A 25,603-nucleotide genomic window follows, 5' to 3' on the forward strand; every position below is an offset into this window, starting at 1 on the left:
GGGTTCGCCGTAAGGCGGGTGTTACGCCGCAGCGGGAATCGGTTACGACGCGTTACGGTGAAGGTGAAGTCACGCGCCGCCAGCGCCGCCGCCGGGGCACGGCGCGCCGAGCAGAGAGCGCGAAGTCGTCTTCTTCGGCGCGGACGCCGCCGCCTTGCGCCGATGCCTGTTCTCGAACCATCCCATGCCGAGCACGACGAACGAACCGCCCGGCAGCAGGAACACGATCAGATACAGCGCAAGTTTCCACGAACTCAGCTTCGGCGGGACGAAGTGACGGGAAGCATTGGCGATCATGCTGCTGATGGGGCCGAAGCGTCGGCGGGCGGTGCGAACAAAGCGGGTCATTGGAAAGGTCTCTCGGGCGTCGGCGAACGACGGCTGGCGGTCAGAACATAGTCTCGGGCGGCGCATCAAGCGCGTAACTCGTTGCATAGAATAATATTGACTGTGCAACTACTTTTCAAGATACTGCTGATTGCTTTTTTGGATGTGTTGCCTTATCGAGACGCGACGTAGCGTCGCAGACCCGCACCAGCCGTGACCCATGTCGCATGAACAGCGAACCGCTTTACGATCCCGCCACGATTCAGCTCGAAACGAGCCTCGGCTATTACTTGGCCAAGGCGCGCAACGCGCTCGTCATGCGAACCGATCAGGCGCTGAAGCCGCTCGACCTCACATCGCAGCAAATCGGCGTGATGCTGCTGCTGGCGTCCGGACGGGCGCGCACGCCGCTGGAACTGTCGCGCGAAATGGCCTACGACAGCGGCTCGATGACGCGTATGCTCGACAGGCTCGAAAAGAAAGGGTTCGTGAGCCGCGCGCGCAGCGAGGCGGACCGGAGAATCGTCGAGCTCAGTTTGACGGAGCGCGGACGCGACGCGGCCGGACGCTTGCCTGTGATCGGCGCGGCCGTGCTCAACGAGCAGTTGCGCGGTTTCAGCCGCGAGGAGCTAGATCTGTTGATCGGGATGCTCGCGCGCATCATCGGCAACACGCCGGCGGGAGATTGCGCGCCATGCGCGCTCGATGACGATTTACCCTGATTAATCCGACGAACACGGTTTTTACTTGCGCGGATATCACTGTCTGGGCAGAGAATGCCGAGACAAGAAATAACTTGCGTGCGACGCGCACTTTGAATGCCATCCACGCGCCGGAGAACCCAAGAAGATGTCCACATCCGCGACCAGCACGCCCGCCACGCCGCCCGCGCCCATGCCGCTCACAGGCGGCATTCTCGCCCTTCTGACGATGGGCCTTGCGCTCGGTACGTTCATGGAAGTGCTCGACACGTCGATCGCGAACGTCGCGGTCCCGACCATCTCCGGCAACCTGGGCGTCGCAACGAGCGAAGGCACGTGGGTGATTTCGTCGTACTCCGTCGCGTCCGCGATCGCGGTGCCGCTGACCGGCTGGCTCGCGCGGCGCGTCGGCGAAGTGAAGCTGTTCACGATTTCCGTGCTGCTGTTTTCGATCGCGTCGGCGCTGTGCGGCCTCGCGCATAACTTCGAATCGCTGATCGCGTTCCGGCTGCTGCAAGGGCTCGTCTCCGGTCCGATGGTTCCGCTGTCGCAAACCATCCTCATGCGCAGCTACCCGCCGGAAAAGCGCGGCCTCGCGCTCGGTCTCTGGGCGATGACCGTGATCGTCGCGCCGATCTTCGGCCCGGTGATGGGCGGCTACATTACCGATAACTTCACTTGGCCGTGGATCTTCTATATCAACGTGCCGATCGGCGTGTTTTCGGCGGCCATCGCGTTCTTCCTGTTGCGCGGTCACGAGACGAAGACGACGCAGCAGCGCATCGACGGCGTCGGGCTGGCGCTGCTCGTGATCGGCGTCGCGAGCCTGCAAATGATGCTCGACCTCGGCAAGGACCGCGACTGGTTCAGTTCCAGCTTCATTGTGTCGCTGGCGATCGTGTCGGCGGTGTCGCTCGCGCTCATGTTCGCGTGGGAGCTGACCGAAAAGGAGCCGGTGATCGACCTTTCGCTTTTCCGCGACCGCAATTTCGCGATGGGCGTGCTCATCACGTCGCTCGGCTTTCTTGCGTTCTTCGGCTCGGTCGTGGTGCTCCCGCTGTGGCTGCAAACCGTGCTCGGCTACACGCCGTGGCTCGCCGGTCTCGCGACCGCGCCGGTCGGCGTTCTCGCGCTGGTGCTGTCCCCGATGATCGGGCAGAACATGCATCGGCTGAATCTGCGCGTGGTCGCGAGTTTTGCGTTTCTCACGTTCGCTTTCGTGTCGCACTGGAACTCGACCTTCACGCTCGATACGCCGTTCCATCAGATCATCTATCCGCGGCTGATTCAGGGCATCGGCGTTGCCTGCTTTTTCGTTCCGATGACGACGATCACGCTTTCCAGCGTCTCCGACGAACGGCTGGCGGGCGCGGCGGGCTTGTCGAACTTTCTGCGGACGTTGTCGGGCGCGATCGGCACGGCGGTCAGCACGACCTTCTGGGAGAACGACATGATCCGCCATCACGCGCGGCTCGCCGAATCGGTCACGCCGTATTCGGCGGGCACGACGGCTTACTCGGATCTGCTTTCGGGGCTCGGCTTGTCGGGGCAGGCGCTGACGGCGCAACTGGATCGCGTGGTGTCGGCGCAGGCGTACATGATGTCGACCAACGACTTCTTCCGCATCTCGTTCTATGCGTTTCTCGTGCTGGCCGCAATGGTCTGGCTGACGCGGCCGAAGAAGGGCGCGTCAGCCTCGATGGGACATTGAATTACTGCGGCGTGAGCGGCGTCACCGACTGGCCCGGCTGGCTTTCGAGATTGAGCGGGGCCGGTTGTTCCAGGGGGCTGACCTGCACCCCGCTCGGTGCCGGTGCGGGCGCGGGTGCAACCGGCGGCATTGCGCCTGCCTGCGGCGTCGCCGTTTTGCGCAGTCCAGGACCGTTCCGAATGAACTGCTTGAAGTCGGCGCCCGCTTCCCACGGATTCGGCTGACAGCCGAGCGGATTGTCGCAATGCGCGGCGAAACCGATGGTCGCGGTTCCTTCGTTGGTCGGCGTCTTGGTGATCTGATACGCGAGTGCGCGCTTGCCGCTCGACGGACCGGCCGTCTGGATGATCGAATCCGTGACGGTCTGCAGCTTGTACTCCGAATGGTTCGTCACCCACACTTGCGCGCGCGCCCACCACGCGTCGCATTCGGCCTTGCTCATGCAAGTGAGCGGCTGGGTAGCTTGTTCCATGACGGTGCTGCTGACCTGATCCTGCACCGCGCAGCCGCTCAGGAGCGCGAGCGACATCACCCCCAGCGCGCCAGCGCCGAAGAACTTCTTTTTCATTGCTCCCCCGATCGTCGAAAAGTCGGCCATATTTTGACCCGTCAAATCGGATGACGTGATGACGCGTTTCCCTCTGTTGCATAAGCCGGTAAGCGTTGCCGGCACGCGAGGGCGTCGATGCGGAAAAATATGCTTATGCGCTCGCGGCGTTTAGCGTGTAGACCTGATACGCCGCGATGAATGCGTCGAACGATTCGGTGTCAGTACTTTCGACCACCGCCTGTTCCACGAGCGACTTTGCAGCAAGCTCTTCCATCGCACGTTCTTCGTCGATGGAAAGCGGCCGTGCGCGGAAATCTTCCGCGTGGCGTGCGCTGATGTCGAGCGCGAATTCGTCGAAGGTTTGCTGCTTGTCGCGCATCGTTTGCAACACGCGGGCGGACGGCGTGAGCGATGCATCGGCGACACGCGGGCGCAACGCTTCGAGCGCGCGCGTGTGCTCGCCGTTGCCGTTGAGCGCGTCGAGCGTCTTCGCGACGGGCGCGATCGCATCGAAAAGCTCGTCGGCCCAGTGCTGCATCGGCACGCTCGCGCCGTCGCGTTGCAGCGTGAGGCCGGGCTTGCGCCCTTCCTTCGCCACCGTGCTGAAATTGCCATTCGCCTCGATGTTCGCGTCGTACGGCAGCAGGGGGCTGTCCTCCAATGCGCAGTAGAGGAGGTAGGCGTCGAGGAAGCGCGCGGTTTCGAGCGAGATGCCGGTCGGCTCGAACGGATCGATGTCGAGGCAACGCACCTCGATGTACTGCACGCCGCGCTCGGCCAACGCGTGCAGCGGACGCTCGCCCGAATGCGCAACGCGTTTCGGGCGGATCGTCGAGTAGAACTCGTTTTCGATCTGCAGGACGTTGGCGTTGATCTGAACCCATTCGCCGTCGCGCCGCGTGCCGATGGCTTCATACGGCGCATACGGCTGACTCACGGCTTTGGCGAGGACGTCGAGATAGGCGTCGAGATTGTCGTAGCTCGGCAGCAGATCGGCCTGCGCGGGATTGTTCGCGTAGCCGAGATCGCTCATGCGCAGGCTGGTCGCGTGCGGCAGATAGAACGTGTCGGCGTCGAATGGTTCGAGATGATGCGCCTTGCCCTCGACGAAGCGCTTGTTCAGCGCCGGCGACGCGCCGAACAGATACATCAACAGCCAGTTCGTGCGGCGGAAATTGCGGATCAGCGCGAAATAGCGTTCGGACTGGAAATCTTTCGCGGACAGCCCGTTCGCGTTGTCGAGCGCCTGCCATGCGCGCCACACGCCTTCATCGAGCGAATAGTTGTAATGGATGCCTGCGATGCATTGCATCGTGCGGCCATAACGCAGCGCGAGCCCGCGCCGGTACACGGTCTTCAGTTTGCCGATATTCGACGTGCCGTAATACCCGAACGGAATCTCGTCCTCGGGCGGCAGCGAGTTGGGCATCGAGTCGTTCCACAGCAGCTCGTCGCCCATGTGCGCGTAGGCAAAGCGATGCAGCGCGTAGAGCCGATCGAGCGTGATCGACACGTCGGATTCGGCGGGCGTGATGAGTTCGACCAGCGCCTCGGAGTAATCGGTGGTGATGAGCGGATGCGTCAGCGCCGAGCCGAACGCGCGCGGATGCGGCGTCATCGCGAGCTTGCCTTGCGGCGTCACGCGCAGGCTTTCTTTCTCGATGCCGCGCAAGCCTCGACGCAACGCGTCGGCATGCGGGCCAGACGCGAGCGCTGCGAGCCTGCGCTCGAAAGCGCCGGCTTTGGTGTGAGCGGAATTCTTGTTTGCCATTGAAGCGATCTGCGAGGAGCGCGAGCGGCGTGCGCCCGGTCGTATTTTTAGGGTAGCGGGCACTTTAACATTTCGATACAAGGCGTGCTTGCGCCCAAGCCTGGAAAGGGATTGCGGGGTTTTCAGGAGATTCGCTGCGCGCATGGCGGCGCGTGATGGAGCCGGTTCGGGCGGCTCGCGAGGGGAAATTGAAGCGCTCGCGCGTCATATCGACGGCGAGCGCCCTTGCATCAAGCGACTTTGTCGGCTTCGTTGCGCGCGCGCTCGGTATCGAGCAGCGCTTCCTTGCGCGGCTTACCCCAGCGATAACCCGAGATCGCGCCGTCCTTGCCGATCACGCGATGGCACGGAATCGCAAGCGCCACCGGATTCGACGCACACGCATTCGCGACCGCCCGCACCGCGCGCGGCGATCCGAGCGATTCGGCGATATCGGCATAACTGCGCGTCTGCCCGTACGGGATGCGGCGCAATGCGTCCCACACGCGCCGCTGAAACGCGGTCGCGCCGATGTCGAGCGGCAAGTCGAAACGCTCGCGCGTGCCTTGCAGATACGCGCGAATCTGCGCGATGAACGGCTCCATCTTCGCGGCATCCTCGACGCGTTCGGCCTGCGCGAAATCGATGGCGAGCTGGCCGGCGAGCATGTTCGCATCGTCGCCGAACGCGATCTTGCAGACGCCTTTGTCCGTGGCGGCGACGAGCACCGTGCCGAGTTGCGTCGCGGCGGTCGCGAAACGCACGGTCAGTCCCGCGCCCCGACGCTTGTACGCCGACGGCGTCATGCCCAGTTCCGCGGGCACGACTTCGTACATGCGCGACGGCGAGCCGAAGCCGGCGTCGTGCGTCGCGCGCGTGACGTCGCGGCCGCGCTGCAACGCGTCGCGCAGCACGCCCGCGCGTTGCGCCGCCTGATACTGCCGCGGCGAAATGCCGACGATCCGCGAAAACAGGCGTTGCAGATGGAACGGGCTGATGTGGACGGCGTCGCTCAATTGCGCGAGCGTCATGCGCTGCTGCGGATCGGCGTCGAGCACTTTGCACGCGCGCTCGACGATCGCCAGTTCGCGCGGCAGGCTCGTCGGCTGGCAGCGCTTGCACGCGCGATAACCGGCTGCGACGGCGGCGTCGGTCGTCGGGAAGAACTCGACGTTTTCGCGACGCGGCGCACGCGATGCGCACGACGGCCGGCAGAATACGCCGGTCGTGCGCACGGCAAAGAAGAAGGCGCCGTCGGCGCGCTCGTTGCGATCGACGACCGCTTGCCAGCGGTTGTCGTCGGATGAAAAAACAGAATCGGCTATGGGTTTCATGGCGGACCTCGATGGCTCGTTGGTACGGAACCACTGTAGAGCCACGCCGACGAGGTTACGCGCCGTTTCTTGCTCTGTCATCGGCGGCCGAAGTTCGAGAAGTGACGCGCAGATACCACACACGGAAGCTATAGGGGTTTGTACCGAAAAATCTATTGCGTCGCATCAACTGTCTGTGTATGATTGGAACTGTCTCCTCCATGTCTCCTCCTGATATGGATTCAGCCCGCCAACCTAGGCGGGCTTTTTTTCGCCTGTTGCTTTTGCATCAGACGAAAAAACCGGGCTCGTGAGCCCGGTTCGTTCCTGCACAACACAGCACACGTTACAGCACGTAGCGCGACAAATCCTCGTCCTGCGCCACATCGCCGAGCGCGCGGTCAACATATGCCGCGTCGATCCGCACCGGCTGGCCCGCATGATTTCCAGCCGCGAACGACACTTCTTCCAGCAGCTTTTCGATGACGGTATAAAGCCGGCGCGCGCCGATGTTCTCGGTTTTTTCGTTCACCGAAAAGGCGATTTCCGCGAGACGCCGGATGCCTTCGTCGGTGAAATCGAGCTCGACGTCTTCGGTTGCGAGCAGCGCCTTGTATTGCTTGACGAGGCTCGCGTCGGTCGAATTCAGGATCGATTCGAAGTCGCCGACTGAGAGCGAATCCAGCTCGACGCGAATCGGAAAACGCCCTTGCAGTTCCGGAATCAGATCGCTCGGCTTGGCCAGATGGAACGCGCCGCTCGCGATGAACAGGATGTGATCGGTCTTGATCATCCCGTACTTCGTATTGATGGTCGTGCCTTCGACGAGCGGCAGCAGGTCGCGCTGCACGCCCGCGCGCGATACTTCGGCGCCGCCCGCCTCGCTGCGCGACGCGATCTTGTCGATCTCGTCGAGGAACACGATGCCGTTCTGCTCAACGTTCTGCACCGCCTTGCTCTTGACCTCTTCGTCGTTCAGCATCTTGCCGGCTTCTTCATCCGTCAGCAGCTTGAGCGCTTCCTTCACCTTCACCTTGCGCCGCGTCTTTTTGCCCCCGCCGATGTTCGCGAACATCGAACGGATCTGCTCGGTCATGTCTTCCATGCCCGGCGGCCCCATGATGTCCATGCCGACCTGCGGCATTTCCACGTCGAGTTCGATTTCCTTGTCATCGAGCGCGCCTTCGCGCAGGCGCTTGCGGAAGGTCTGACGCGTGGCGTTATCGCCTTCGCTGCTCGACTCGGCCGCGCCGAAACCGACCGGGCGCGCGCTCGGCAACAGAATGTCGAGAATGCGGTCTTCGGCGCGATCTTCCGCCTTGGTGCGCACCTTCTTCATCTCGGATTCGCGCGTCTGCTTGACGGAGATTTCGATCAGATCGCGCACGATGCTGTCCACATCGCGCCCGACATAGCCCACTTCGGTGAACTTGGTCGCCTCGATCTTGATGAACGGCGCATCCGCGAGCTTGGCGAGACGGCGAGCGATCTCGGTCTTGCCGACGCCCGTCGGCCCGATCATCAGAATGTTCTTCGGCGTGATTTCCTGGCGCAGCGGCTCGGCGACCTGCTGGCGGCGCCAGCGGTTGCGCAACGCGACGGCAACCGCCTTCTTCGCGCGCCCTTGGCCGATGATGTGCTTGTCGAGTTCGGAGACGATTTCGGAGGGAGTCATGGTGGTCATCGCTTGGGTCCTTTATTCGATCGTCTCGATGACGCGATTGTGATTGGTGTAGATGCACATGTCGCCGGCGATGGTGAGCGCCTTCTCGACGACATCGCGCGGCGCGAGATCCGTATTCTCGACGAGCGCCTGCGCCGCGGCTTGCGCGTATGCGCCGCCGGAGCCGATCGCGGCGATGCCGTGTTCGGGATCGAGCACGTCGCCGTTGCCGGTGATGACGAGCGTCGTATCCTTGTCGGCGGTGATCAGCATTGCTTCGAGCCGGCGCAGCATGCGGTCCGTGCGCCAGTCCTTCGCCAGTTCGACGGCGGCGCGCGTCAGATTGCCCTGATGTTTCTCGAGCTTCGCTTCGAATCGATCGAGCAGCGAGAACGCGTCGGCGGTGCCGCCGGCGAAGCCGACCAGCACCTTGCCGCCATAGATGCGGCGCACTTTCTTCGCGCCCCCTTTCATGACGATGTTGCCGAGCGTCACCTGACCATCGCCGCCCAGCGCGACCTTGCCGTCGCGGCGCACGGAGACGATGGTCGTGCCGTGAAATTGTTCCATGTGCGTTCCTTGTGAAAACCAGAAGGACGCGGGCGGCTTCGTCGTCGAGCGACCGGCCACCACGCAGTCGAGAATTCGATGGAGTGCACGGCGCGGGGTTCCGTCTGGGCTCGAGGCCCCGGGCGGACGGCGCCGCGCTCGCGCCGGCCGCGATCAAGCTTTTGCGGGGCGCGTCGAGTCCATTTTAGGGCGGTGGGAGATTTATCAAGGCGTGCGGTGCCGGCGCCCGCCGCCTTTTACCTGTCGGAAAGCAAAAAGGCACCCGTCCGATGGGTGCCCTTTTCCTGATGCGAATGCTTGTGTGCAACTTTTTGCGGCGGCGTCTTCCCCGTGGCGGGCCGGTCCCGCGACGCTCGCCTGCCAGCGGCGATTTCAGTCGCCGAAAAGCTTCTGGCGCAGTTCGCGGCGTTCCTGAGCTTCGAGCGAGAGCGTGGCCGTCGGGCGCGCGAGCAGGCGCGGAATGCCGATCGGTTCGCCGGTCTCTTCGCACCAGCCGTAGTCGCCCGAATCGATGCGCGCGAGCGATTGCTGCACCTTCTTCAGAAGCTTGCGCTCGCGATCACGCGTGCGCAGTTCCAGTGCATGTTCTTCCTCGATGGTCGCGCGATCCGCCGGGTCCGGCACGATAACCGTTTCCCGCAGATTTTCGGTCGTCTGGCCGGCATTCTTCAGAATGTCCGCTTGCAACTGCTCGAGCCGGTTCTTGAAGAAGGCGAGTTGATCCTCGTTCATGTAGTCCTTCTCGCTCATCTTCAGGATTTCGGCTTCGGTCAAGAGTTTCGTTGTCATCTGCTTGCTTCTTCAATGTAAGGCGATGTCTTCGCAACGCCCGCACTTGCGTTACCCGCATGAAGCGCATCAGGACGCCTGGGTTGCGCGACACGCCGATGCGGGGCCGAACTCCTCTGGAAACCGATCTTGGATGATGCTCCGGATGACCGGGCGCATTCGCATGGCCCGGGATTTCCGGCCCCGGTGCTTTGTCTTGATTTGCCTTCCCCCGGCAAATCGAGGCATCGTCCCGACGGGACATCCCTTCTCCTGACTTCCGCCGGCGAGCGCCTGTAGACGCGCAGCCAGCGAAATTGCCCTTCTCCAGTGGGGCTGTATTGTAACTGAACCGCAAATTCCGGCTAAACCTACGGAAAACCTTGTCAATTCGCGCCGGAATTTCAAAAATATAACGCTTGGACGTGCAAAAAGCGATGTCGGTTCGTGCCCGCGAATACATACGCGCATCGAAAGTCGATCAGGAAAAACGCCGCGCGCGAGGCATTCGCGTGCGGCGTTTCAATTTCGGCGCATGTTCTCGCCTCGCGTGAATTGCACGATCTGAGCGAGATGCGTGCCAGATCACTTCACGAGGCAGGCGTCTAGGCCGTCGGTGATCAAATCCTTCGGCAGCTCGATGCCGATGAACACCATCTTGCTGTTCTTCTTCTCGATCGGCATCCACTTGCCGGCGAGGTCGCTGCCCATCATCTGATGCACGCCCTGGAAGACGACCTTGCGATCGACGCCCTTCATATAGAGCACGCCTTTATAGCGCAGCAGGCGCTCGCCATAAATCTGCAGAATGCCGCCGAGGAAATCTTCGAGGCGGTTCGGATCGAACGGCTTGTCGCTGCGATACACGAACGACTTGATCTTGTCGTCGTGGTGCGCGTGATGGTGATGATGATGTCCGTGCTCGTGATCATGACCGCAGGTCGAATGATCGTGATCGTCGTCATGCGCGTGGTCGTGCGCGTGATCATGATCGTCTTCCGCGAGGAAATCCGGATCGATTTCGAGCTTCGAATTCAGATTGAAGCCGCGCAGGTCGAAGATTTCCTTGATGTCGGCATCGCCGAAATTCACAACCTTGATGGCCGCGCGCGGATTCATGTGCAGCAGGCGATGCTTCAGCGCTTCGAGTTCGTCGGCGGAGACGAGATCGGACTTCGTGATGAAGAGGCGATCCGCGAAACCGACCTGACGCTGCACCACTTCGTGCTGATCGAGCTGCGAATTCGCGTGCTTCGCGTCGACGAGCGTGATGATCGCGTCGAGCAGGAATTCGTCGGCGACGGTGTTATCCATGAAGAAAGTCTGCGCGACCGGACCCGGATTTGCGAGACCGGTGGTCTCGATCACGACGCGGTCGAAGTCGAGCGTGCCCGCCTTCTTACGGTTCGCGAGATCTTCGAGCGCGCGCGCCAGATCGCCGCGAATCGTGCAACAGATGCAGCCGTTGCTCATCTGGATGATCTGCTCGTTCGTTTCCTGCACGAGAATTTCGTTGTCGATGTTCTCTTCGCCGAATTCGTTCTCGATCACGGCGATCTTCATGCCGTGCTTCTCGTTCAGGATGCGCTTGAGCAGCGTGGTTTTGCCGCTGCCCAGAAAGCCGGTCAGGATGGTTACGGGGATCATGGTGTCGCCTGTGTCCTTGTCTGTAATACGTAGATCGCACTGAATCGACTATTGAAACATATTTGCCGAGCCGACGCTTCCGTGCTTCGTGCCGCAATGGATCGCGCCTAGATTAGGTCGATCAGGCGATTTGCAACAGCAGCCCTTTCAGGTATTCGCCTTCCGGGAACGCCGTCAAAAGCGGATGATCGACGCCCGCGCCCAGACGTTTCAGGATCCGCGCATCGACACGCGCGTCGGCGGCCGCGCCCGCGACGATCTTCTGGAAGAGGTCCGAATCGATCGCACCGGAGCACGAATACGTGAAGAGCAGCCCGCCCGGACGCAGCAGCTTGAATCCGCTCAGGTTGATGTCCTTGTACGCGCGCGCGGCGCGATCGACGGTTTCCTTCGACGGCGCGAACTTCGGCGGATCGAGCACGATCAGATCGAAGCGCTGGCCTTCGTCGTAGAGACGGCGCAGCGTCTTGAACGCGTCGGCGTCGAGCCATTCGGCTTTTTCCGCGTCGAAGCCGTTTGCCTCGACGTTTGCGCGCGCGAGCGCGAGCGCTTCGCCGGACGAATCGACGGACACCACGCGCGTCGCCCCGCCTCGCAACGCGGCAAGAGAAAAGCCGCCGGTGTAGCAAAAACAGTTCAGCACTTCGCGGCCTTGCGCGTTCTGCGCGACGAGCACGCGGTTGTCGCGCTGATCGACATAGAAGCCCGTCTTGTGGCCATTGCGCACGTCGACGTGATAGCGCACGCCGCATTCGTTCGTGATGAGCGTCTCGGGCGGCGCGTCGCCGGCGAGCACGCCGGTCGTCTGTTCGAGGCCTTCCTTCTGGCGGATCGACACGTCCGAGCGCTCGTAGACGTTCGGGCAGCCGGTCGCGGCGATCAGCGCCTGCACAATCGCTTCCTTCCACGCCTCGACGCCCGTCGCCATGAACTGGCAGACGAGCTGCGCGTGCGTGCCAACATCCGCGACGTAGTAATCGACGATGAGTCCCGGCAAGCCGTCCGCTTCACCGAAGATGAGGCGCGTGGCGCCGGTGTCCTTCACCATCGTCTGCCGATGCGCGACTGCGCGCTGCACGCGGCGCTTGAAGAACGCGTGATCGACGGGCTCGCTCTCGTCGAAGGTCCAGACGCGCGCGCGGATCTGCGAGTGCGGGCTGTACGACGCGCGCGCGAGAAAGCGCCCATCGGCGGCGCGCACGGTGACGGTGGCGCCAGGCGCGGGATTGCCGTCGATGCGCGCGATGGCGTTCGCGTAAATCCACGGATGGCGGCGGACGAGCGATTTGTCCTTCGCCGGTTTGAGCGTAATGGTGTTCATTGCAGTGACGAGTGCAGCGCGCAAGGCGCTGTCGGGATCAATCGCGCTTCTTTGCGCGCGGGTGCGCCGCATCGTAGACGCGGGCGAGATGCTGAAAATCGAGCGACGTATAAACCTGCGTGGCCGTGATGCTCGCGTGGCCGAGCAGTTCCTGCACCGCGCGCAGATCGCCGCTCGATTGCAGGACATGCGTGGCGAACGAATGCCGCAGTACGTGCGGATGCACGTTCGACGGAATGCCAGCCAGCAGCGCGAGCCGCTTCACTCGCTCGCGCACCACGCCGGGCGACATGCGATTGCCACGAACGGAGAGAAAGAGCGCGTGCGGATCGAGCTTGACGAACTCGCCGCGCACATCGATCCAGGCGCGCAATGCTTCGATCGCCTTTCTGCCGACGGGCACCTTGCGCATGCGCTTTCCCTTGCCCAGCACCGTGACTTCCGCGCTCTCCAGATCGATCCAGCCCTGCGACGTATGTTCCTTCGTATCGACGTGGCGCACGTCCAATCCGACGAGTTCCGCGAGCCGCAGGCCCGACGAGTAGAAGAGTTCGAGGATCGCGTGATCGCGCAGCGCTTCGGTCGTGCCGGCTTGCGGCGCGTCCATGAGGCGGCTGGCGTCATCGACGGAAAGCGCTTTTGGCAGCGTCTTTTCGCGTTTCGGCGCGCGCACGGTCGCAACGGGATTCGCGGGCATGTCGACACGCTCGGCGAGCCATCGATAAAACGCGCGCCACGCCGACAGCCGATGCGCGATCGAGCGCGACGACAGCCCGCCCGCGTGCGCACGCACGACCGCGCCGCGAATATCGGCGGCGGTCAGCGATTCGAGCGGACGGCCCTTGGCGAGCGCGCGCAGCTCGCTCAACTCGTGCGTGTAGCCGCGCAGCGTGTGCTCGGACAGATGCCGCTGATGCTCCAGCATCGCAAGATAGTCGGCGATTACGCCGCCTTCGGTGGCTTCCTGCGCGCAATCCCCCGAGGGGACTTCCTTCGGGGCGTCCCCCAAGGGGACTTCCTTCGGGGCGTCCCCCAAGGGGACTTCCTTCGGGGCGTCGGCGGCGTTCACGGTCAGTGCGGCAGCAAGCGGGACAGCGCGGCGCTCGCGAGCGCGCCGATCTGCGTGAGGAAGTCCGTCGCCATGCCGTCGTGGAAACGGCGCGGATCGGGCGAGCCCATCACGAGCAGGCCGAAGCTCGGCGCATCCGGTCCGGCTTGCGGATCGCGCAGCGCGATCAACGACACGGATTCGATCTTGCGGTCGGTATCGGGCGGGCCGTCGTCTGGCGGAACCGTCGCCGATGCCGAGTTCGCCGCGCCGAGCCACTGCGCCGCCGCGAAGCCCGTGTTCGCGCCGCAGTACGGCGCCGCGAGACCGCTCGTGAACAGGCGCACTTCCTCGCCGACCTGGCGCGCGAAATCGGCCTGGCGATACGCTTCGTCGATATCCCAGACGCGCAGCGCGGCGTGCGGCACGTCGAAGACTTCGCACAAGCCCTTGCTGATCGTCGCGGGCAGCGCGTACGGATCGCGCTGCGAAATCACGCGCACGGTCCAGCGGTTGAACTTGGTCGAAATGCTGTCGTTTTCGTGGCCGTAGCGCAGCAGCTCGGCGAGACGCCGTTCGAGTTGCTTGTTCTTGTCGCGCAGCATTTCCATCTGGCGTTCCTGAAGCGACACGGCGGCCTTGCCGTGCGGATTCGAGAGCCGGATGGTGCCGAGCAGTTCCGCGTGCTCGGCGAAGAAATCGGGGTTGTCGAGCAGATAGTCGGCGACTTCGCGTGGATTCATGGTGACGTGTGTGCGTTAAACGATGCGATCGAGCTCGATTTCGCCCTCGAAAACGGTCGCGGCGGGGCCTGCCATGAAGAGCGCGGCGGATTCGTCGCGCGCGCCGTCCCAGCTTATCGTGAGCGTGCCGCCATGCGTTTCGACGCGCACCGGTGTGTCGAGCACGCCGCGGCGGATGCCGGCGGCCACCGCCGCGCACGCGCCCGTGCCGCATGCGAGCGTTTCGCCCGCGCCGCGCTCGTAGACGCGCAGCTTCCCCGAGTGGCGATCGACGATCTGCATGAAACCCGCGTTGACGCGCTTCGGAAAGCGCGCGTGGCGCTCGACGAGCGGACCTTCGCTCAGGACGGGATACGCCTCGACATCGTCGACGATCTGCACCGCGTGCGGATTGCCCATCGACACGACGGAGATCAGGCGCGTCTCACCGTTCACGTCGAGCGGCCAGAGCGTGTCGTTTCCTTCCTTGCGGCCTTCGAGCCCTTGCGCGTCGAACGGAACGCGGGGCGGATCGAATACCGGCGTGCTCATATCGACGACGACTTCGCCGTTCTCCTGCATCGTCAGCGTGACGATGCCGTTCTGCACCTGCACGCGCACGGTGGATGCGTCGGTCAGCCCGCGGTCGCGCACGAACTTCACGAAGCAGCGCGCGCCGTTGCCGCAATGCTCGACTTCGCCGCCATCGCAATTGAAGATGCGGTACTTGAAGTCGACGCCCTCGACGGTCGGCTTTTCCACGAGCAGCAACTGGTCCGCGCCCACGCCGAAATGGCGGTTCGCGAGCGCGCGCACTTGCTGCGCGGTCAGATCGAGCGCCCGCGTGTAGCCGTCGAGCACGACGAAGTCGTTACCCGCGCCTTGCATCTTGGTGAATTTAAGTTTCATGGCGCTATTGTATGTGACCCGTCAGTGCGGCGTTTCGCGCCGCGCACGCTTCAGTAAAAGCCCGGCTCGCCTGGCGGACGCGTCTTGAAGCGCTTGTGCACCCAGTAGTACTGCTCGGGCATGTGCGGAATCTGCTCTTCCAGGAACGCGTTCATGCGGCGCGCGTCGGCTTCGTCGTCGCCGGTCGGGTAGTTGTCCCACGGCTCGAAGATCTTCAGCCGATAACCCTTATAGTCCGGCAGCACCTCGCCGATGAACGGCACGACCTGCGCGCGGCCCGTCTTGGCGAGCCGGCCGACGGCCGTCAGCGTGCAGGTCGGAATGCCGAAGAACGGCACGAACGTGGAGTTGCGCATGCCGTAGTCCATGTCCGCGCCGAGCATCACCGGTTTGCGGTCGCGCAGCCAGCGCAGCACGATGCGCGCGCTGTCGGCGCGGCTCGCCATGTCCGCGCCGAAACGGGCGCGCTGAGTCTTGGCGAGCTCTTCGATCTGCGGATTCGAAAACGGCTGATACAGCGATCCGCATCGACGATGCAGCGAATAGTTCAGAAAAATGGATCCCGCTTCGATGCCGACGAAATGCAGGCCGAGAAAAAGCGTGGGCGGCAGATCGGGATCGGTGAGATCGACGGCGCTCTCAACCTGGATCAGCGTTTCGAGCTTTTTCGCCGAGCCGAACCATTGCACGCTGCGCTCGACATAACTGCGGATCGCGTGCCGGAAATGCTTCTGCGCGATGTCCTCGCGCTTTTCGCCGGACCACTCGGGGAAGCACAGCTTCAGATTCGTGTGCACGATGCGCTTGCGCCGGCTCGGAATCTGATAGAGCAGCCAGCCGAGGCCGTCGCCGAAACGCGCGGTGATGCCGTAGGGAATGAGCGCCAGGAACTTGAGAAAGCCGATGGCGAGCGCCACACCGATGCGCCCTAGCATGAGCGGCTCCGGCGAGCGGACTGACTGCCGCGACGTGCGGCTGATTGATGCGTGGCGGATAGCGACAAGCGTTCGGCTCTGTGAAAACAAGGGAAACCGGTATAATAAAACCTTCGCCGAGTTAATGGACAACTTGCGGGGCGAAGCGGGTCGGAGACTTCTTAACTTCTGAAAGTCGCCGGCCTGGAAAACATCCGCTAAAGCGTCGCCGCTTCAGACTCCAAACGAAGACGGCTACGTGAATATCAACCGTACTCGAATGGAGTCTGAAGCGTGTCAAACGACTATCTCTTTACTTCCGAATCCGTTTCCGAAGGCCACCCGGACAAGGTCGCCGATCAAATCTCCGACGCCATCCTCGACGCCATCCTGTCGCAGGACAAATATTCGCGCGTCGCGGCGGAAACGCTCTGCAACACCGGTCTCGTCGTCCTCGCGGGCGAAATCACGACCACCGCCAACGTCGATTACATCCAGGTCGCGCGCGACACCATCAAGCGCATCGGCTATGACAATACGGACTTCGGCATCGACTATCGCGGCTGCGCGGTGCTCGTCGCGTATGACAAGCAATCGCCGGATATCGCACAAGGCGTGAACAAGGCGCACGACGACAACCTCGATCAAGGCGCCGGCGACCAAGGCCTGATGTTCGGCTACGCGTGCGACGAAACGCCCGAACTGATGCCGCTGCCGATCCACCTTTCGCACCGCCTCGTCGAGCGTCAGGCCGATCTGCGCCGCGACGGCCGTCTGCCCTGGCTGCGTCCGGACGCGAAGTCGCAAGTCACCGTGCGTTACGTCGACGGCAAGGCGCATTCCATCGATACCGTCGTGCTCTCGACGCAGCACTCGCCGGACATCGATCTGTCGCAGCTGCGCGAAGCGGTCATCGAGGAAGTCATCAAGCCGACGCTGCCGAAAGAGCTCATCAAGGGCGACATCAAGTTCCTGGTGAACCCGACGGGCCGTTTCGTCATCGGCGGTCCGCAAGGCGACTGCGGTCTCACGGGCCGCAAGATCATCGTCGATACGTACGGCGGCGCGGCTCCGCACGGCGGCGGCGCGTTCTCGGGCAAGGATCCGTCGAAGGTCGACCGCTCGGCGGCTTACGCGGGCCGTTATGTCGCGAAGAACATCGTCGCGGCAGGTCTCGCATCGCGTGCGCTGATTCAGGTGTCGTACGCGATCGGCGTCGCGCGTCCGACCTCCGTGATGGTGAATACGTTCGGCACGGGCCGCGTGTCCGACGCCGAGATCACGAAGCTCGTTCAGGAGCATTTCGATCTGCGTCCGAAGGGCATCATCCAGATGCTCGATCTGCTGCGCCCGATCTACGAAAAGACGGCGGCATACGGCCATTTCGGCCGCGAAGAGCCGGAATTCTCGTGGGAAGCCGCGGACAAGGCGCTCATCCTGGCCGAAGCTGCCGGCACGGAACCGGTCGCGAGCGTGGCGTAACGCCATTCGTAGAACGGGCGGCACGAGAGACGGCGAGCATTGCGCTCGCCGTTTTTTTTGCCCTCACGGCGCGGTTCTTGCGACTTTTTGCGGCAACACAATCGCCGCCAATGGAACCGCCATGCCGTACGACTCGCTTCTTTCGCCCGTCACCATCGGCAATCTGGCGTTGCCGAATCGCGTCGTGATGGCGCCGCTCACACGCAACCGCGCGTCGCAACCGGGCGATGTGCCATCCGAAATGAACGTGCACTATTACGCGCAGCGCGCGAGCGCGGGACTTATCGTCACCGAGGCGACGCAGGTTTCGCGGCAAGGTCAGGGCTATTTCGCGACGCCCGGCATCTATTCGGACGCGCAGGAAGCCGGCTGGAAGTCCGTCGTGGGCGCGGTGCACGCCCGGCACGGACGCATTGCGTCGCAGCTTTGGCATGTGGGGCGAATATCGCATCGATCGCTTCAGGAAGACGGCACAGCGCCCGTCGCGCCGTCCGCAGTTCGCGCGCGCGATACGCAGGTGTTCATCAGACACGAAGACGGCTCTTTTGGCATGACCGACGCCGACGAGCCCCGCGCGCTCGAAGCCGACGAGCTGCCGGGCATCGTGCTGCAATTCGTCGATGCCGCGCAGCGCGCCAAACGTGCCGGCTTCGACATGATCGAAGTGCACGCGGCCAATGGCTATCTGTTGCATCAGTTCATGGCAACGGGCACCAACCGGCGCACGGACGACTACGGCGGCGCAATCGAAGATCGCGTGCGACTGGTCGTCGATGTGCTGGAGGCCGTGGCCGGCGTAATGGGCGCGAATCGCGTGGGCATCCGCATTTCGCCGAACTTCACGGGATTCGACTTGCAGGACGACGAAGGCGAGGCTTCTTCGCTGTATCTGGCGCAGGAGTTGAAGCGCATCGGCATCGCGTATCTGCATCTGGCAGAAGGCGACTGGGCAGGCGGCGCGCCGCTTTCGGAAGACTATCGCCGCGCGCTGCGCGAGGCTTACGACGGCGCGATCATCGTTTGCGGCGAGTACACGGCGGAGGAAGCGAATGCGCGTATCGAGCGAGGCGAGGCCGATGCCGTGGCTTTCGGCCGCGCGTATATCGCGAATCCGGATCTGGTCGAGCGCTTCGCCGCAAACGCGCCGCTCAACACGCCCGACGAGGCGACGTTCTACGGCGGCGGAGAAAAAGGCTACACCGACTACCCGGCGCTCGACGACGCCAAGCCCGCTTGAGCCGTCAGCGCGCGGCGAATGCGTACCAGCCGGCGCTGCTCGTCGACACGCGGCGCGGACGGCGGCTCGTCAACGCGGCGGCCTTCGGCTTGGGCGTGGGCGCGCGCAACTGCACCGGACGCCGCAACAGCGCTCGCAACGACACTCGGCGCGAGGCGGTGCGCACGCGCAGATTGAAGAAGAAACCGCGGAACCACGACCGGATGCCATCGACCGGATGCACGTTCTTCAATTGCTCGGCGAGCACCTGAGTGCGGGCGGAGTGATGGCGCAGCGCGCGGATCATGCCGCGGCGGGCAGGGCGCGCCGCTCGCGAGGCAACGTGAGTCAGGCCAATAGCGATTCGGTGGTTCATGTCGGCGGATGGTCGATTGCGTGGAAGCACACTCGACGATAGTCGTCTCAAAAATAGCGTTCAAGGTTTCGATTCAACAGCGTTTGCTTAGTTGCACCGAAATGACGCGCTCAATGTACAAGACCTTTATTACCCGGGTAAGTCCGCGTTTTCCCTGCCGTTTTACGAAGCGGCCGCTGATAAGAATCAGCCGATGCATTGCCGCGCGGGCCTTCCGGCGCTGCCGGATTTACAATCGTCGTATTCGCCCCAATTCCGGATATAGCGTCGACGGCATGAATAAATTCGAAAGCCGTTGGAGGCAAGAACTGAAATGTCAGATCAAAACGCGTTGAAATCGAAAAAAGAACAGGTGCGCGAGCTGCGCGAGAAAGGCTACGTGATCGTCAAAAGTCTCGTGCCGAAAGAACGTTGCGACGCGATGCGCGAAGTGGCGCGCCAGCAGCTCGCCGAGGCCGCCGCGCCGCTGGAGTTCGAGGCAGATTTGAAATATCCCGGCGCGCCCGATTCGAAGGACGCACCCGGCGGTCATACGGTGCGCCGTCTTCTCGACGCCTACTCGCGGCATCCGCTCTTCGCGGAGTTCGCGACCTCGCCCGACGTGCGCGGCTGGATGGAACTGTATTTCGGCGAAACGCCGTATCTGTCGCGCGCGCATCACAACTGCATGATGACGAAGCACCCGGCGTACGGCAGCTTGACGGGCTGGCATCGCGACGTGCGCTACTGGGCGTTCGAGCGCGACGATCTGGTGTCCGCTTGGGTCGCACTCGGCGACGAAAAGGTGGATAACGGCGCGCTGTGGTTCGTGCCGACGTCGCACAAGCTGCCGTTCACGTCCGATCGCTTCGACGAAGCCAAGTTCTTCCGTTCCGATCTGCCCGAGAACGCGGCGCTGATCCGCACGGCGGTGTCGCCGGAACTGGAAGCGGGCGATGTCGTCTTCTTCCACTGCAACACGCTGCATTCGGCGGGCAAGAACCTCACCGATCAGGTGAAGTTCTCGCTCGTCTTCACGTATCGCGGCGCGAGCAACGTGGCGCTGCCCGGCACTCGTTCGGCGTCGAAACCGGAAGTGCCGCTGGTCTGAGCGGTCAGCGCTTCGAAGAAGGCATCGCGAGACCGATCAGCCCCGCGAGCGTCGCAACAATCCCGCCCGCGATCAGCCAGATGGTCTTGTTCGTGGGCGAGCCAGTGAAAAAGCGTGCGACGTCGTTGGAGGGCGAATGAAACGACTGGCCGCCGAAATACAGCAGCACGACGCCGCCGACAAGCAGCGCAACGGAAATCGCTCGGGTCATATCGTGTTCTCGTGATTTGAGGGCGCGTCAGGTTAGCGGGTCTGCGCGCGCGCGTCCACTCCGCTCAGGCGGCTTTCGCCTCTTCGCGCGTGTACGGCTGGATCTTGCGCAGCAGATCGGCCATCACGTATTGGTGATCGCTCCGGCTCGTCCATGCGCCGAGGTTGTACTTGACGCCGGTATCGGTGTAATCGGTGACCGCGACCCACGGCGCCGACGGCCCGTCCTGCACGATGCGCGCGTCTTCGCTCATCAGCTTGCGCAATTCCGCGAGCACCGTTTCGACCTTCAGCCCGTGCTGCGCCTGAAAGTTGATGACCACGCGCCGGCGATCGTTCGCGCTGTAGTTCGTGATTGCATTCGCCCAGATCAGGCTGTTAGGCACGAACATGACGATGCCGTCGGCTTTCGTGAGACGCGTCGTGAAAAGGCCGATTTCGTTGACGGTGCCCGCCGTCGTGCCGACGCCTTCGATGTAATCGCCCACGCGAAACGGCCGCAGCAACAGAAGCATCAGGCCGGCTGCGATATTCTGCAGCGTTCCCTGCAGCGCGAGGCCGATGGCGAGGCCAGCGGCGCCGAGCACGGTCAGGATGCTGGCCGCGGCGATGCCGAACTTGCCGAGCGCCGCGACGATGGCGACCACGCGGATCGCCCACATCGCCAGACTGGCCAGCACCGGGGTGAGCGTCGCGTCGACATTCGTGCGGCCGAGCGCGCGGCGCATCGCGTTCGCGACGGCGTTCGAAATCCACCATCCGACCGCGAGAATCAGGACCGCCAGCAAGATGTCGATGCCGTACGTCACCGCGATCGCGGTGACGGAATCGTAGGCGGGGCGCAGTCTGTCGATCGAATCCATGAATGAAGCTCCTTGCAAAAGAATCTGCATTGGGCCGGATTCGCGCTGGATCGTTCCCCTTGCTGGCCATTCAGCCGATGCCGAATAGCGGGACCGCGAAGCGCGTCGTGCGCGCTTGAGGCCGATTGGCTTACCATTGACGCCCTCGACAGGGCGCGTGCGCGTGCGCATCGCGTACTGTTCTTGTGTCCGTCGCCGCCCGTTCAATCAGCAATCCCCAGAGGAATCCGACATGGCCTACGAAGCAGCATCCGAGCGATATACGCAGATGCAATACCGCACCTGCGGCAAGAGCGGGCTGAAGCTGCCCGCGTTGTCGCTGGGTTTGTGGCACAACTTCGGCGATACCACGCCGATCTCCACGCAGCGCGAAATTCTTCGCGCCGCGTTCGATCTCGGCATCACCCATTTCGATCTCGCCAACAACTACGGCCCGCCGTACGGCAGCGCCGAGGCGAACTTCGGGCGCATCTTCAAGGACGACTTCCGGCCGTATCGCGACGAATTGCTGATTTCGTCGAAAGCGGGCTGGGACATGTGGCCCGGTCCGTATGGCCAGGGCGGCGGCTCGCGCAAGTACGTGCTCGCGAGCCTCGACCAGAGCCTGAAGCGCATGGGCCTAGATTACGTCGACATCTTCTACTCGCACCGCTTCGACGCCGACACGCCGCTCGAAGAAACCGCCGGCGCGCTCGCGACCGCCGTGCACTCGGGCAAGGCGCTCTATGTCGGCATCTCGTCGTATTCCGCGACGAAGACGCGTGAAATGGCGAAGCTGCTCGCGGAGCACAAGGTGCCGCTCTTGATCCATCAGCCGTCGTACAACATGCTGAACCGCTGGATCGAAGAGGAACTGCTCGACACGCTCGACGATATCGGCGCCGGTAGCATCGCGTTCACGCCGCTCGCACAAGGTCTTCTGACGAGCAAATACTTGAACGGCGTGCCGCAGGACGCGCGCGTGAACAAACCGGGCGGCGGGTCGCTCAAGCAGGAGCATTTGAGCGACGCGAACCTCGCGCACGTGCGCAAGCTCAACGAACTCGCGCAGAAGCGCGGCCAGAGCCTCGCCCAGATGGCGCTCGCGTGGGCGCTGCGCGGCGGGCGCGTGACGTCGGTGCTGATCGGCGCGAGCCGCGCGGAACAGGTCGCGGAGAACGTCGGCGCGCTGAAGAACCTCGAGTTCACGAAGGAAGAACTCGCGGAGATCGATCAACACGCGCAGGAAGGCGGCATCAACCTGTGGGAAAAGCCGTCGACGGATCAACGCATCTGACGCGCAACCTTTCGCCAGAAGGGTATTTCGGGATAAGGACGGCGTCCGTTGCTATCATGCGGGCTCGGCGGCTTTTCGGCAGCGATTTCGATCGCCACCAATGTCGCCGGTTGCCGCCGGCCGCGCGGCCAGCCGAAAGTGCACTTCTTCAGCACGCGCGTTCGCCCACGAGGCAGAACGTGCGCGCCTTTGCCGCCGAAACGACGTTCGGACCGCGAAACGACTATCGGGTTAAAATAGGCGATTGCGCCGGGCTGTCTGGTTTTTTGCGCGACGTTCACGCATGGCGCGGCGTGAAACGCTGTCTTCGAATTCCAGGTTTCGGATCAATCGGCGACCTTCACCATTCGATCATCCTGTTCGGGCAGCGCAGCGCCTCGTAGCGCGCCTGATGTTCGACGCCGGCCCGGCGTGGCATTGGCCGCAATTCAGCCGCGAGCGTCAGAGCGTCACCGCTTTCGCACAGTTAGAGCACAGTTCAAGAAGCCATGAGCAACCTTAATTCTCAAACCGTTCTGAGCGTCCACCACTGGACCGACACGCTTTTCAGTTTCACCTGCACCCGCGACAGTTCGTTCCGCTTCGAGAACGGCCAGTTCACGATGGTGGGTCTCGAAGTCGAAGGCAAGCCGCTTCTGCGCGCCTACAGCCTCGCGAGCGCGAACTACGAAGAGCATCTCGAATTTCTGAGCATCAAGGTTCCCGACGGCCCGCTGACCTCGCGCCTGCAACATCTGAAGGTCGGCGATTCGGTGCTGATCGGCAAGAAGCCGACGGGCACGCTCGTCGCCGACAATCTGCTGCCCGGCAAGACGCTGTGGCTCCTGTCGACCGGCACCGGCCTCGCGCCGTTCATGTCGATCATCAAGGATCCGGACGTGTACGACCGCTACGAGAAGATCGTGCTGACGCACACCTGCCGTTTCGTCGACGAACTCGCGTACAAGGACTTCATCACCGAGCATCTGCCGGCGCACGAGCATATCGGCGAAATCGTCTCCGAAAAGCTCGTGTATTACCCGACGGTCACGCGCGAGGAATTCGCGAACCGCGGCCGTATCACCGATCTGATCGAAACGAAGAAGCTGTTCGCCGATCTCGCGCTCGAACCGTTCTCCATTGAGAACGATCGCGTGATGCTCTGCGGCAGCCCGCATATGCTGCGCGATACGCGCGAGTTGCTCGACGCAATGGGCTTCCAGGAAGGCAGCAACAATCATCCTGGCCATTATGTCGTGGAGAAAGCGTTCGTCGGCTGAATCGGCGCGACAGCACCTTCGCAGAGACCGGAGCCATGCGCTCCGGTTTTTTTTTCGCCTCACCGCAACGCGCCGCGCAGGCCGCGTGGTTACAAATTTGTCGGTCGTCAGTAGGTGTTTTTCCTACGCATTATGCGCAGCGGACTTGGCAAATGACATCAAGTTCGTTTGTCGAGCCCTTGTCCGACATGGATTTATCATATTTTTGAGATATGATCCGTTTACGCTGAGACGACGCGCACCACCGCGCAGTCTGTCATGGATGTTACAGAGTGTAAATTTAGTTACGCCTCTCGTGAGCGTGCCGAGGACGTAGCTCCAGTTGCGCTCAACGCGAGGATAGTGAATGAATCCGTCGGCCACGATCACGCTCGATGAGAGCCCGACTCGCCGCGCCCCGCTGCGCGCGGTTGCGTCGCCGGCGCCGGAACGCTCCGGCGCATCGTTTGCCTCGCCTTATTCCGCCCTGATCGACGCCAAGCTCAAGGGCGATCGTCAGATCCAGCGGCTCACCGCCCGCGTCCAGGAACTCGCCGCGCTGCTCGCCTCCACGGAAGAGCGCGCGCGCCAGGCGCTTGCACAGGATCTTCACGACGAAACCGGCGCGGCGCTCACCGTCGCCAACCTGGCCCTCGCGCGCGTCGAGCACCGGCTGCCCGCGGATGCGCCCGCCGCGCTCGGCGACGCGCTGCATCAGGCGCGCGCCGCGCTGGCGGAAGTCTGCGAGACGAGTCATCGCATCGTCGAAGGATTGCAGACGCCGGCCTTTGACGCGAACTTCGCGGCCACGCTCGCGGAGTGGATCGCGAGCTTCGGCGCGCGCACGGCGATTTCCGTCGACTTTTCCTGCCCCGACGATGCGCGGCTCGATCGCATGTCGCACGATATGTCGCTCGCGCTCTTTCGGGTGATGCAGGAAGCGCTCGGCAACGTCGCGCGACACGCGCAGGCCGCGCGCGCGAGCGTGTCCGTTTCGCTCGATAGCCAAGGCGTGACGCTCGCCGTCACCGACGACGGCGTTGGCATCAGCGCGGCGGCGCGGCGCAAGAGCGGGCGCTTCGGCCTTTCGGGGATGCGCGCGCGCTGCGAGGCGCTCGGCGGCAGTCTGCGCGTTGCGGCGGCGAAGCCCGTCGGCGCATGCGTGCGCGCCCGTCTGCCGTGGACGGCGGCACGCGGCGGTCTTTTCGCGCACGTCACGCCGCTCCCGTTCAGCGCCTGAGGCCGCCCGCGATGCTGCGAATCCTGCTCGCCGACGACCACGCCATCGTGCGCCGCGGCGTCGCACAATTGCTCCTGGAGCGCGGCGTGGCTTCTGAAGTGTCGGAGGCGGAGTCCGGCATGCAGGCGCTTGCGCTGGCCGCGCGCCGTCCGCTCGATGTCGCCATGCTCGATATCTCGCTGCCCGACGTCAACGGTATCGACGTGCTGAAGCGTCTCAAGCGCGAAAACCCGCGTTTGCCGGTGCTGATGTTTTCGATGTATCGGGAAGATCAATACGCGGTGCGCGCGCTGAAGGCGGGCGCGTCGGGCTATTTGTCGAAAACGGCGGACCCGGCGCTGATGATCGGCGCGATCCAGCAGGTCGCGGCCGGTCGCAAGTACGTGAGTCCCGAAATGGCCGAAGCGCTCGCGACCTACGTTTCGCTCGACACCGACCGCCTGCCGCACGAGAAACTTTCGGACCGCGAATACCAGACGCTTTGCATGCTGGCGTCGGGCAAACGGCTGACCGACATCGCCGATGCTTTATCGCTTTCGGTTAAAACGGTGAGTGTTTATCGCGCGCGGTTGTTGGAGAAGATGAAGCTCGCCAACAACGCCGAGCTCACGTTCTATGTGATGAGCAACCGTCTCGTCGATATGAACCCGGCCATCGCGGGATAAAAATTTATCTTGAACAAGATAAATCTAAAAAGC

Annotated in this window: 26 protein-coding genes; 10 read left to right on the forward strand and 16 right to left on the reverse strand. The window is 63.2% G+C overall.

Features of this window, described 5'->3' with window-relative positions:
• Positions 1-69: 69 nt before the first annotated feature.
• Positions 70-348, reverse strand: a complete 279-nt coding sequence (locus tag NCS28_RS13775) for a hypothetical protein (RefSeq protein WP_250514325.1) — start codon at positions 346-348, stop codon at positions 70-72.
• Between the two features lie 206 nt (positions 349-554).
• Between NCS28_RS13775 and NCS28_RS13780 the strand changes: the two genes are divergently transcribed.
• Both NCS28_RS13780 and NCS28_RS13785 read left to right on the forward strand, forming a co-directional pair.
• A complete protein-coding gene (locus tag NCS28_RS13780) occupies positions 555-1,049 on the forward strand; it encodes a MarR family winged helix-turn-helix transcriptional regulator (RefSeq protein ID WP_250514326.1) in 495 nt (164 codons plus the stop codon).
• A 127-nt stretch (positions 1,050-1,176) separates the two neighbouring features.
• The gene (locus NCS28_RS13785) at positions 1,177-2,739 is read left to right on the forward strand and encodes a DHA2 family efflux MFS transporter permease subunit (protein ID WP_284504844.1); all 1,563 of its coding nucleotides are present in this window, start codon (positions 1,177-1,179) and stop codon (positions 2,737-2,739) included.
• Position 2,740: 1 nt separating this feature from the next.
• On the opposite strand, the gene NCS28_RS13790 is transcribed toward NCS28_RS13785, so the two are convergent.
• The 12 genes from NCS28_RS13790 to NCS28_RS13845 all read right to left on the reverse strand — a co-directional run bounded on the left by NCS28_RS13790 (position 2,741) and on the right by NCS28_RS13845 (position 15,935).
• Entirely contained in the window at positions 2,741-3,307 is a 567-nt protein-coding gene (locus NCS28_RS13790) for a hypothetical protein (protein WP_250514327.1), read from the reverse strand.
• A 133-nt stretch (positions 3,308-3,440) separates the two neighbouring features.
• Positions 3,441-5,060, reverse strand: coding sequence for a glutamate--cysteine ligase (gene gshA / locus NCS28_RS13795; RefSeq protein WP_250514328.1), 1,620 nt, complete (start codon positions 5,058-5,060; stop codon positions 3,441-3,443).
• A 230-nt stretch (positions 5,061-5,290) separates the two neighbouring features.
• Positions 5,291-6,373 carry a bifunctional DNA-binding transcriptional regulator/O6-methylguanine-DNA methyltransferase Ada gene (gene ada / locus NCS28_RS13800; RefSeq protein WP_250514329.1) on the reverse strand — a complete coding sequence of 361 codons (1,083 nt, stop codon included), beginning with the start codon at positions 6,371-6,373 and terminating at the stop codon, positions 5,291-5,293.
• A 325-nt stretch (positions 6,374-6,698) separates the two neighbouring features.
• Positions 6,699-8,036, reverse strand: coding sequence for an ATP-dependent protease ATPase subunit HslU (gene hslU, locus NCS28_RS13805; protein WP_250514330.1), 1,338 nt, complete (start codon positions 8,034-8,036; stop codon positions 6,699-6,701).
• A gap of 12 nt (positions 8,037-8,048) precedes the next feature.
• Positions 8,049-8,585, reverse strand: a complete 537-nt coding sequence (hslV, locus tag NCS28_RS13810) for an ATP-dependent protease subunit HslV (protein WP_061116637.1) — start codon at positions 8,583-8,585, stop codon at positions 8,049-8,051.
• 372 nt (positions 8,586-8,957) lie between these two features.
• Entirely contained in the window at positions 8,958-9,374 is a 417-nt protein-coding gene (gene dksA / locus NCS28_RS13815) for an RNA polymerase-binding protein DksA (protein WP_035499449.1), read from the reverse strand.
• 564 nt (positions 9,375-9,938) lie between these two features.
• Positions 9,939-11,000, reverse strand: coding sequence for a CobW family GTP-binding protein (locus NCS28_RS13820; protein ID WP_250514331.1), 1,062 nt, complete (start codon positions 10,998-11,000; stop codon positions 9,939-9,941).
• 121 nt (positions 11,001-11,121) lie between these two features.
• On the reverse strand, positions 11,122-12,321 hold the full coding sequence (locus NCS28_RS13825) for a class I SAM-dependent rRNA methyltransferase (RefSeq protein ID WP_250514332.1): 1,200 nt from the start codon (positions 12,319-12,321) through the stop codon (positions 11,122-11,124).
• A 37-nt stretch (positions 12,322-12,358) separates the two neighbouring features.
• Positions 12,359-13,246 (reverse strand): tyrosine recombinase XerC, encoded by an 888-nt coding sequence (gene xerC, locus NCS28_RS13830; RefSeq protein WP_250514427.1) that lies wholly within the window; start codon positions 13,244-13,246, stop codon positions 12,359-12,361.
• 146 nt (positions 13,247-13,392) lie between these two features.
• Positions 13,393-14,112, reverse strand: coding sequence for a DUF484 family protein (locus NCS28_RS13835; RefSeq protein ID WP_250514333.1), 720 nt, complete (start codon positions 14,110-14,112; stop codon positions 13,393-13,395).
• Between the two features lie 15 nt (positions 14,113-14,127).
• Positions 14,128-15,000: a diaminopimelate epimerase gene (dapF, locus tag NCS28_RS13840; RefSeq protein WP_250514334.1), complete on the reverse strand. Its 873-nt coding sequence runs from the start codon at positions 14,998-15,000 to the stop codon at positions 14,128-14,130.
• Between the two features lie 50 nt (positions 15,001-15,050).
• A complete protein-coding gene (locus NCS28_RS13845) occupies positions 15,051-15,935 on the reverse strand; it encodes a lipid A biosynthesis lauroyl acyltransferase (protein ID WP_250514335.1) in 885 nt (294 codons plus the stop codon).
• A 273-nt stretch (positions 15,936-16,208) separates the two neighbouring features.
• Between NCS28_RS13845 and metK the strand changes: the two genes are divergently transcribed.
• Together metK and NCS28_RS13855 are read left to right on the forward strand one after the other, a co-directional pair.
• A complete protein-coding gene (gene metK, locus NCS28_RS13850) occupies positions 16,209-17,396 on the forward strand; it encodes a methionine adenosyltransferase (protein ID WP_035499461.1) in 1,188 nt (395 codons plus the stop codon).
• A 121-nt stretch (positions 17,397-17,517) separates the two neighbouring features.
• A complete protein-coding gene (locus NCS28_RS13855; RefSeq protein ID WP_250514336.1) occupies positions 17,518-18,633 on the forward strand; it encodes an alkene reductase in 1,116 nt (371 codons plus the stop codon).
• A 4-nt stretch (positions 18,634-18,637) separates the two neighbouring features.
• Here NCS28_RS13855 and NCS28_RS13860 read toward each other — a convergent pair whose 3' ends face one another.
• Complete coding sequence (locus NCS28_RS13860) at positions 18,638-18,988, reverse strand: hypothetical protein (RefSeq protein ID WP_250514337.1); 351 nt, start codon at positions 18,986-18,988, stop codon at positions 18,638-18,640.
• Positions 18,989-19,301: 313 nt separating this feature from the next.
• Between NCS28_RS13860 and NCS28_RS13865 the strand changes: the two genes are divergently transcribed.
• Positions 19,302-20,078, forward strand: coding sequence for a phytanoyl-CoA dioxygenase family protein (locus tag NCS28_RS13865; RefSeq protein ID WP_250514338.1), 777 nt, complete (start codon positions 19,302-19,304; stop codon positions 20,076-20,078).
• A gap of 4 nt (positions 20,079-20,082) precedes the next feature.
• Here NCS28_RS13865 and NCS28_RS13870 read toward each other — a convergent pair whose 3' ends face one another.
• On the reverse strand, positions 20,083-20,289 hold the full coding sequence (locus NCS28_RS13870; RefSeq protein WP_250514339.1) for a DUF3185 family protein: 207 nt from the start codon (positions 20,287-20,289) through the stop codon (positions 20,083-20,085).
• Between the two features lie 64 nt (positions 20,290-20,353).
• A complete protein-coding gene (locus NCS28_RS13875) occupies positions 20,354-21,151 on the reverse strand; it encodes a mechanosensitive ion channel family protein (RefSeq protein ID WP_250514340.1) in 798 nt (265 codons plus the stop codon).
• 232 nt (positions 21,152-21,383) lie between these two features.
• Here NCS28_RS13875 and mgrA point away from each other — a divergent pair, with 232 nt between their 5' ends.
• The 5 genes from mgrA (at position 21,384) to rqpR (ending at position 25,570) form a co-directional block, all read left to right on the forward strand.
• On the forward strand, positions 21,384-22,427 hold the full coding sequence (gene mgrA, locus NCS28_RS13880) for an L-glyceraldehyde 3-phosphate reductase (RefSeq protein ID WP_250514341.1): 1,044 nt from the start codon (positions 21,384-21,386) through the stop codon (positions 22,425-22,427).
• Positions 22,428-22,606: 179 nt separating this feature from the next.
• Entirely contained in the window at positions 22,607-22,810 is a 204-nt protein-coding gene (locus NCS28_RS13885; protein ID WP_250514342.1) for a hypothetical protein, read from the forward strand.
• 105 nt (positions 22,811-22,915) lie between these two features.
• Entirely contained in the window at positions 22,916-23,686 is a 771-nt protein-coding gene (locus NCS28_RS13890) for a ferredoxin--NADP reductase (protein WP_250514343.1), read from the forward strand.
• Between the two features lie 346 nt (positions 23,687-24,032).
• Positions 24,033-24,905 carry a sensor histidine kinase gene (locus NCS28_RS13895; RefSeq protein WP_250514344.1) on the forward strand — a complete coding sequence of 291 codons (873 nt, stop codon included), beginning with the start codon at positions 24,033-24,035 and terminating at the stop codon, positions 24,903-24,905.
• Positions 24,906-24,916: 11 nt separating this feature from the next.
• Positions 24,917-25,570 carry a response regulator transcription factor RqpR gene (gene rqpR, locus NCS28_RS13900; protein WP_250514345.1) on the forward strand — a complete coding sequence of 218 codons (654 nt, stop codon included), beginning with the start codon at positions 24,917-24,919 and terminating at the stop codon, positions 25,568-25,570.
• Positions 25,571-25,603 lie beyond the last annotated feature (33 nt).

The organism is Caballeronia sp. INDeC2, assembly GCF_023631325.1.
Lineage (GTDB): Bacteria > Pseudomonadota > Gammaproteobacteria > Burkholderiales > Burkholderiaceae > Caballeronia.

Coding starts and splice junctions, on each gene's coding strand:
- NCS28_RS13835 (WP_250514333.1), bottom strand. CDS start 14,112: ATGAATCCACGCGAAGTCGCCGACTATCTGCTCGACAACCCCGATTTC.
- NCS28_RS13895 (WP_250514344.1), top strand. CDS start 24,033: ATGAATCCGTCGGCCACGATCACGCTCGATGAGAGCCCGACTCGCCGC.
- dapF (WP_250514334.1), bottom strand. CDS start 15,000: ATGAAACTTAAATTCACCAAGATGCAAGGCGCGGGTAACGACTTCGTC.
- NCS28_RS13865 (WP_250514338.1), top strand. CDS start 19,302: ATGTCAGATCAAAACGCGTTGAAATCGAAAAAAGAACAGGTGCGCGAG.
- NCS28_RS13820 (WP_250514331.1), bottom strand. CDS start 11,000: ATGATCCCCGTAACCATCCTGACCGGCTTTCTGGGCAGCGGCAAAACC.
- NCS28_RS13785 (WP_284504844.1), top strand. CDS start 1,177: ATGTCCACATCCGCGACCAGCACGCCCGCCACGCCGCCCGCGCCCATG.
- NCS28_RS13870 (WP_250514339.1), bottom strand. CDS start 20,289: ATGACCCGAGCGATTTCCGTTGCGCTGCTTGTCGGCGGCGTCGTGCTG.
- NCS28_RS13780 (WP_250514326.1), top strand. CDS start 555: ATGAACAGCGAACCGCTTTACGATCCCGCCACGATTCAGCTCGAAACG.
- NCS28_RS13890 (WP_250514343.1), top strand. CDS start 22,916: ATGAGCAACCTTAATTCTCAAACCGTTCTGAGCGTCCACCACTGGACC.
- NCS28_RS13825 (WP_250514332.1), bottom strand. CDS start 12,321: ATGAACACCATTACGCTCAAACCGGCGAAGGACAAATCGCTCGTCCGC.
- NCS28_RS13875 (WP_250514340.1), bottom strand. CDS start 21,151: ATGGATTCGATCGACAGACTGCGCCCCGCCTACGATTCCGTCACCGCG.
- hslU (WP_250514330.1), bottom strand. CDS start 8,036: ATGACCACCATGACTCCCTCCGAAATCGTCTCCGAACTCGACAAGCAC.
- rqpR (WP_250514345.1), top strand. CDS start 24,917: ATGCTGCGAATCCTGCTCGCCGACGACCACGCCATCGTGCGCCGCGGC.
- gshA (WP_250514328.1), bottom strand. CDS start 5,060: ATGGCAAACAAGAATTCCGCTCACACCAAAGCCGGCGCTTTCGAGCGC.
- NCS28_RS13860 (WP_250514337.1), bottom strand. CDS start 18,988: ATGAACCACCGAATCGCTATTGGCCTGACTCACGTTGCCTCGCGAGCG.
- NCS28_RS13790 (WP_250514327.1), bottom strand. CDS start 3,307: ATGAAAAAGAAGTTCTTCGGCGCTGGCGCGCTGGGGGTGATGTCGCTC.
- ada (WP_250514329.1), bottom strand. CDS start 6,373: ATGAAACCCATAGCCGATTCTGTTTTTTCATCCGACGACAACCGCTGG.
- NCS28_RS13775 (WP_250514325.1), bottom strand. CDS start 348: ATGACCCGCTTTGTTCGCACCGCCCGCCGACGCTTCGGCCCCATCAGC.
- xerC (WP_250514427.1), bottom strand. CDS start 13,246: ATGCTGGAGCATCAGCGGCATCTGTCCGAGCACACGCTGCGCGGCTAC.
- NCS28_RS13845 (WP_250514335.1), bottom strand. CDS start 15,935: ATGCTAGGGCGCATCGGTGTGGCGCTCGCCATCGGCTTTCTCAAGTTC.
- dksA (WP_035499449.1), bottom strand. CDS start 9,374: ATGACAACGAAACTCTTGACCGAAGCCGAAATCCTGAAGATGAGCGAG.
- mgrA (WP_250514341.1), top strand. CDS start 21,384: ATGGCCTACGAAGCAGCATCCGAGCGATATACGCAGATGCAATACCGC.
- NCS28_RS13855 (WP_250514336.1), top strand. CDS start 17,518: ATGCCGTACGACTCGCTTCTTTCGCCCGTCACCATCGGCAATCTGGCG.
- hslV (WP_061116637.1), bottom strand. CDS start 8,585: ATGGAACAATTTCACGGCACGACCATCGTCTCCGTGCGCCGCGACGGC.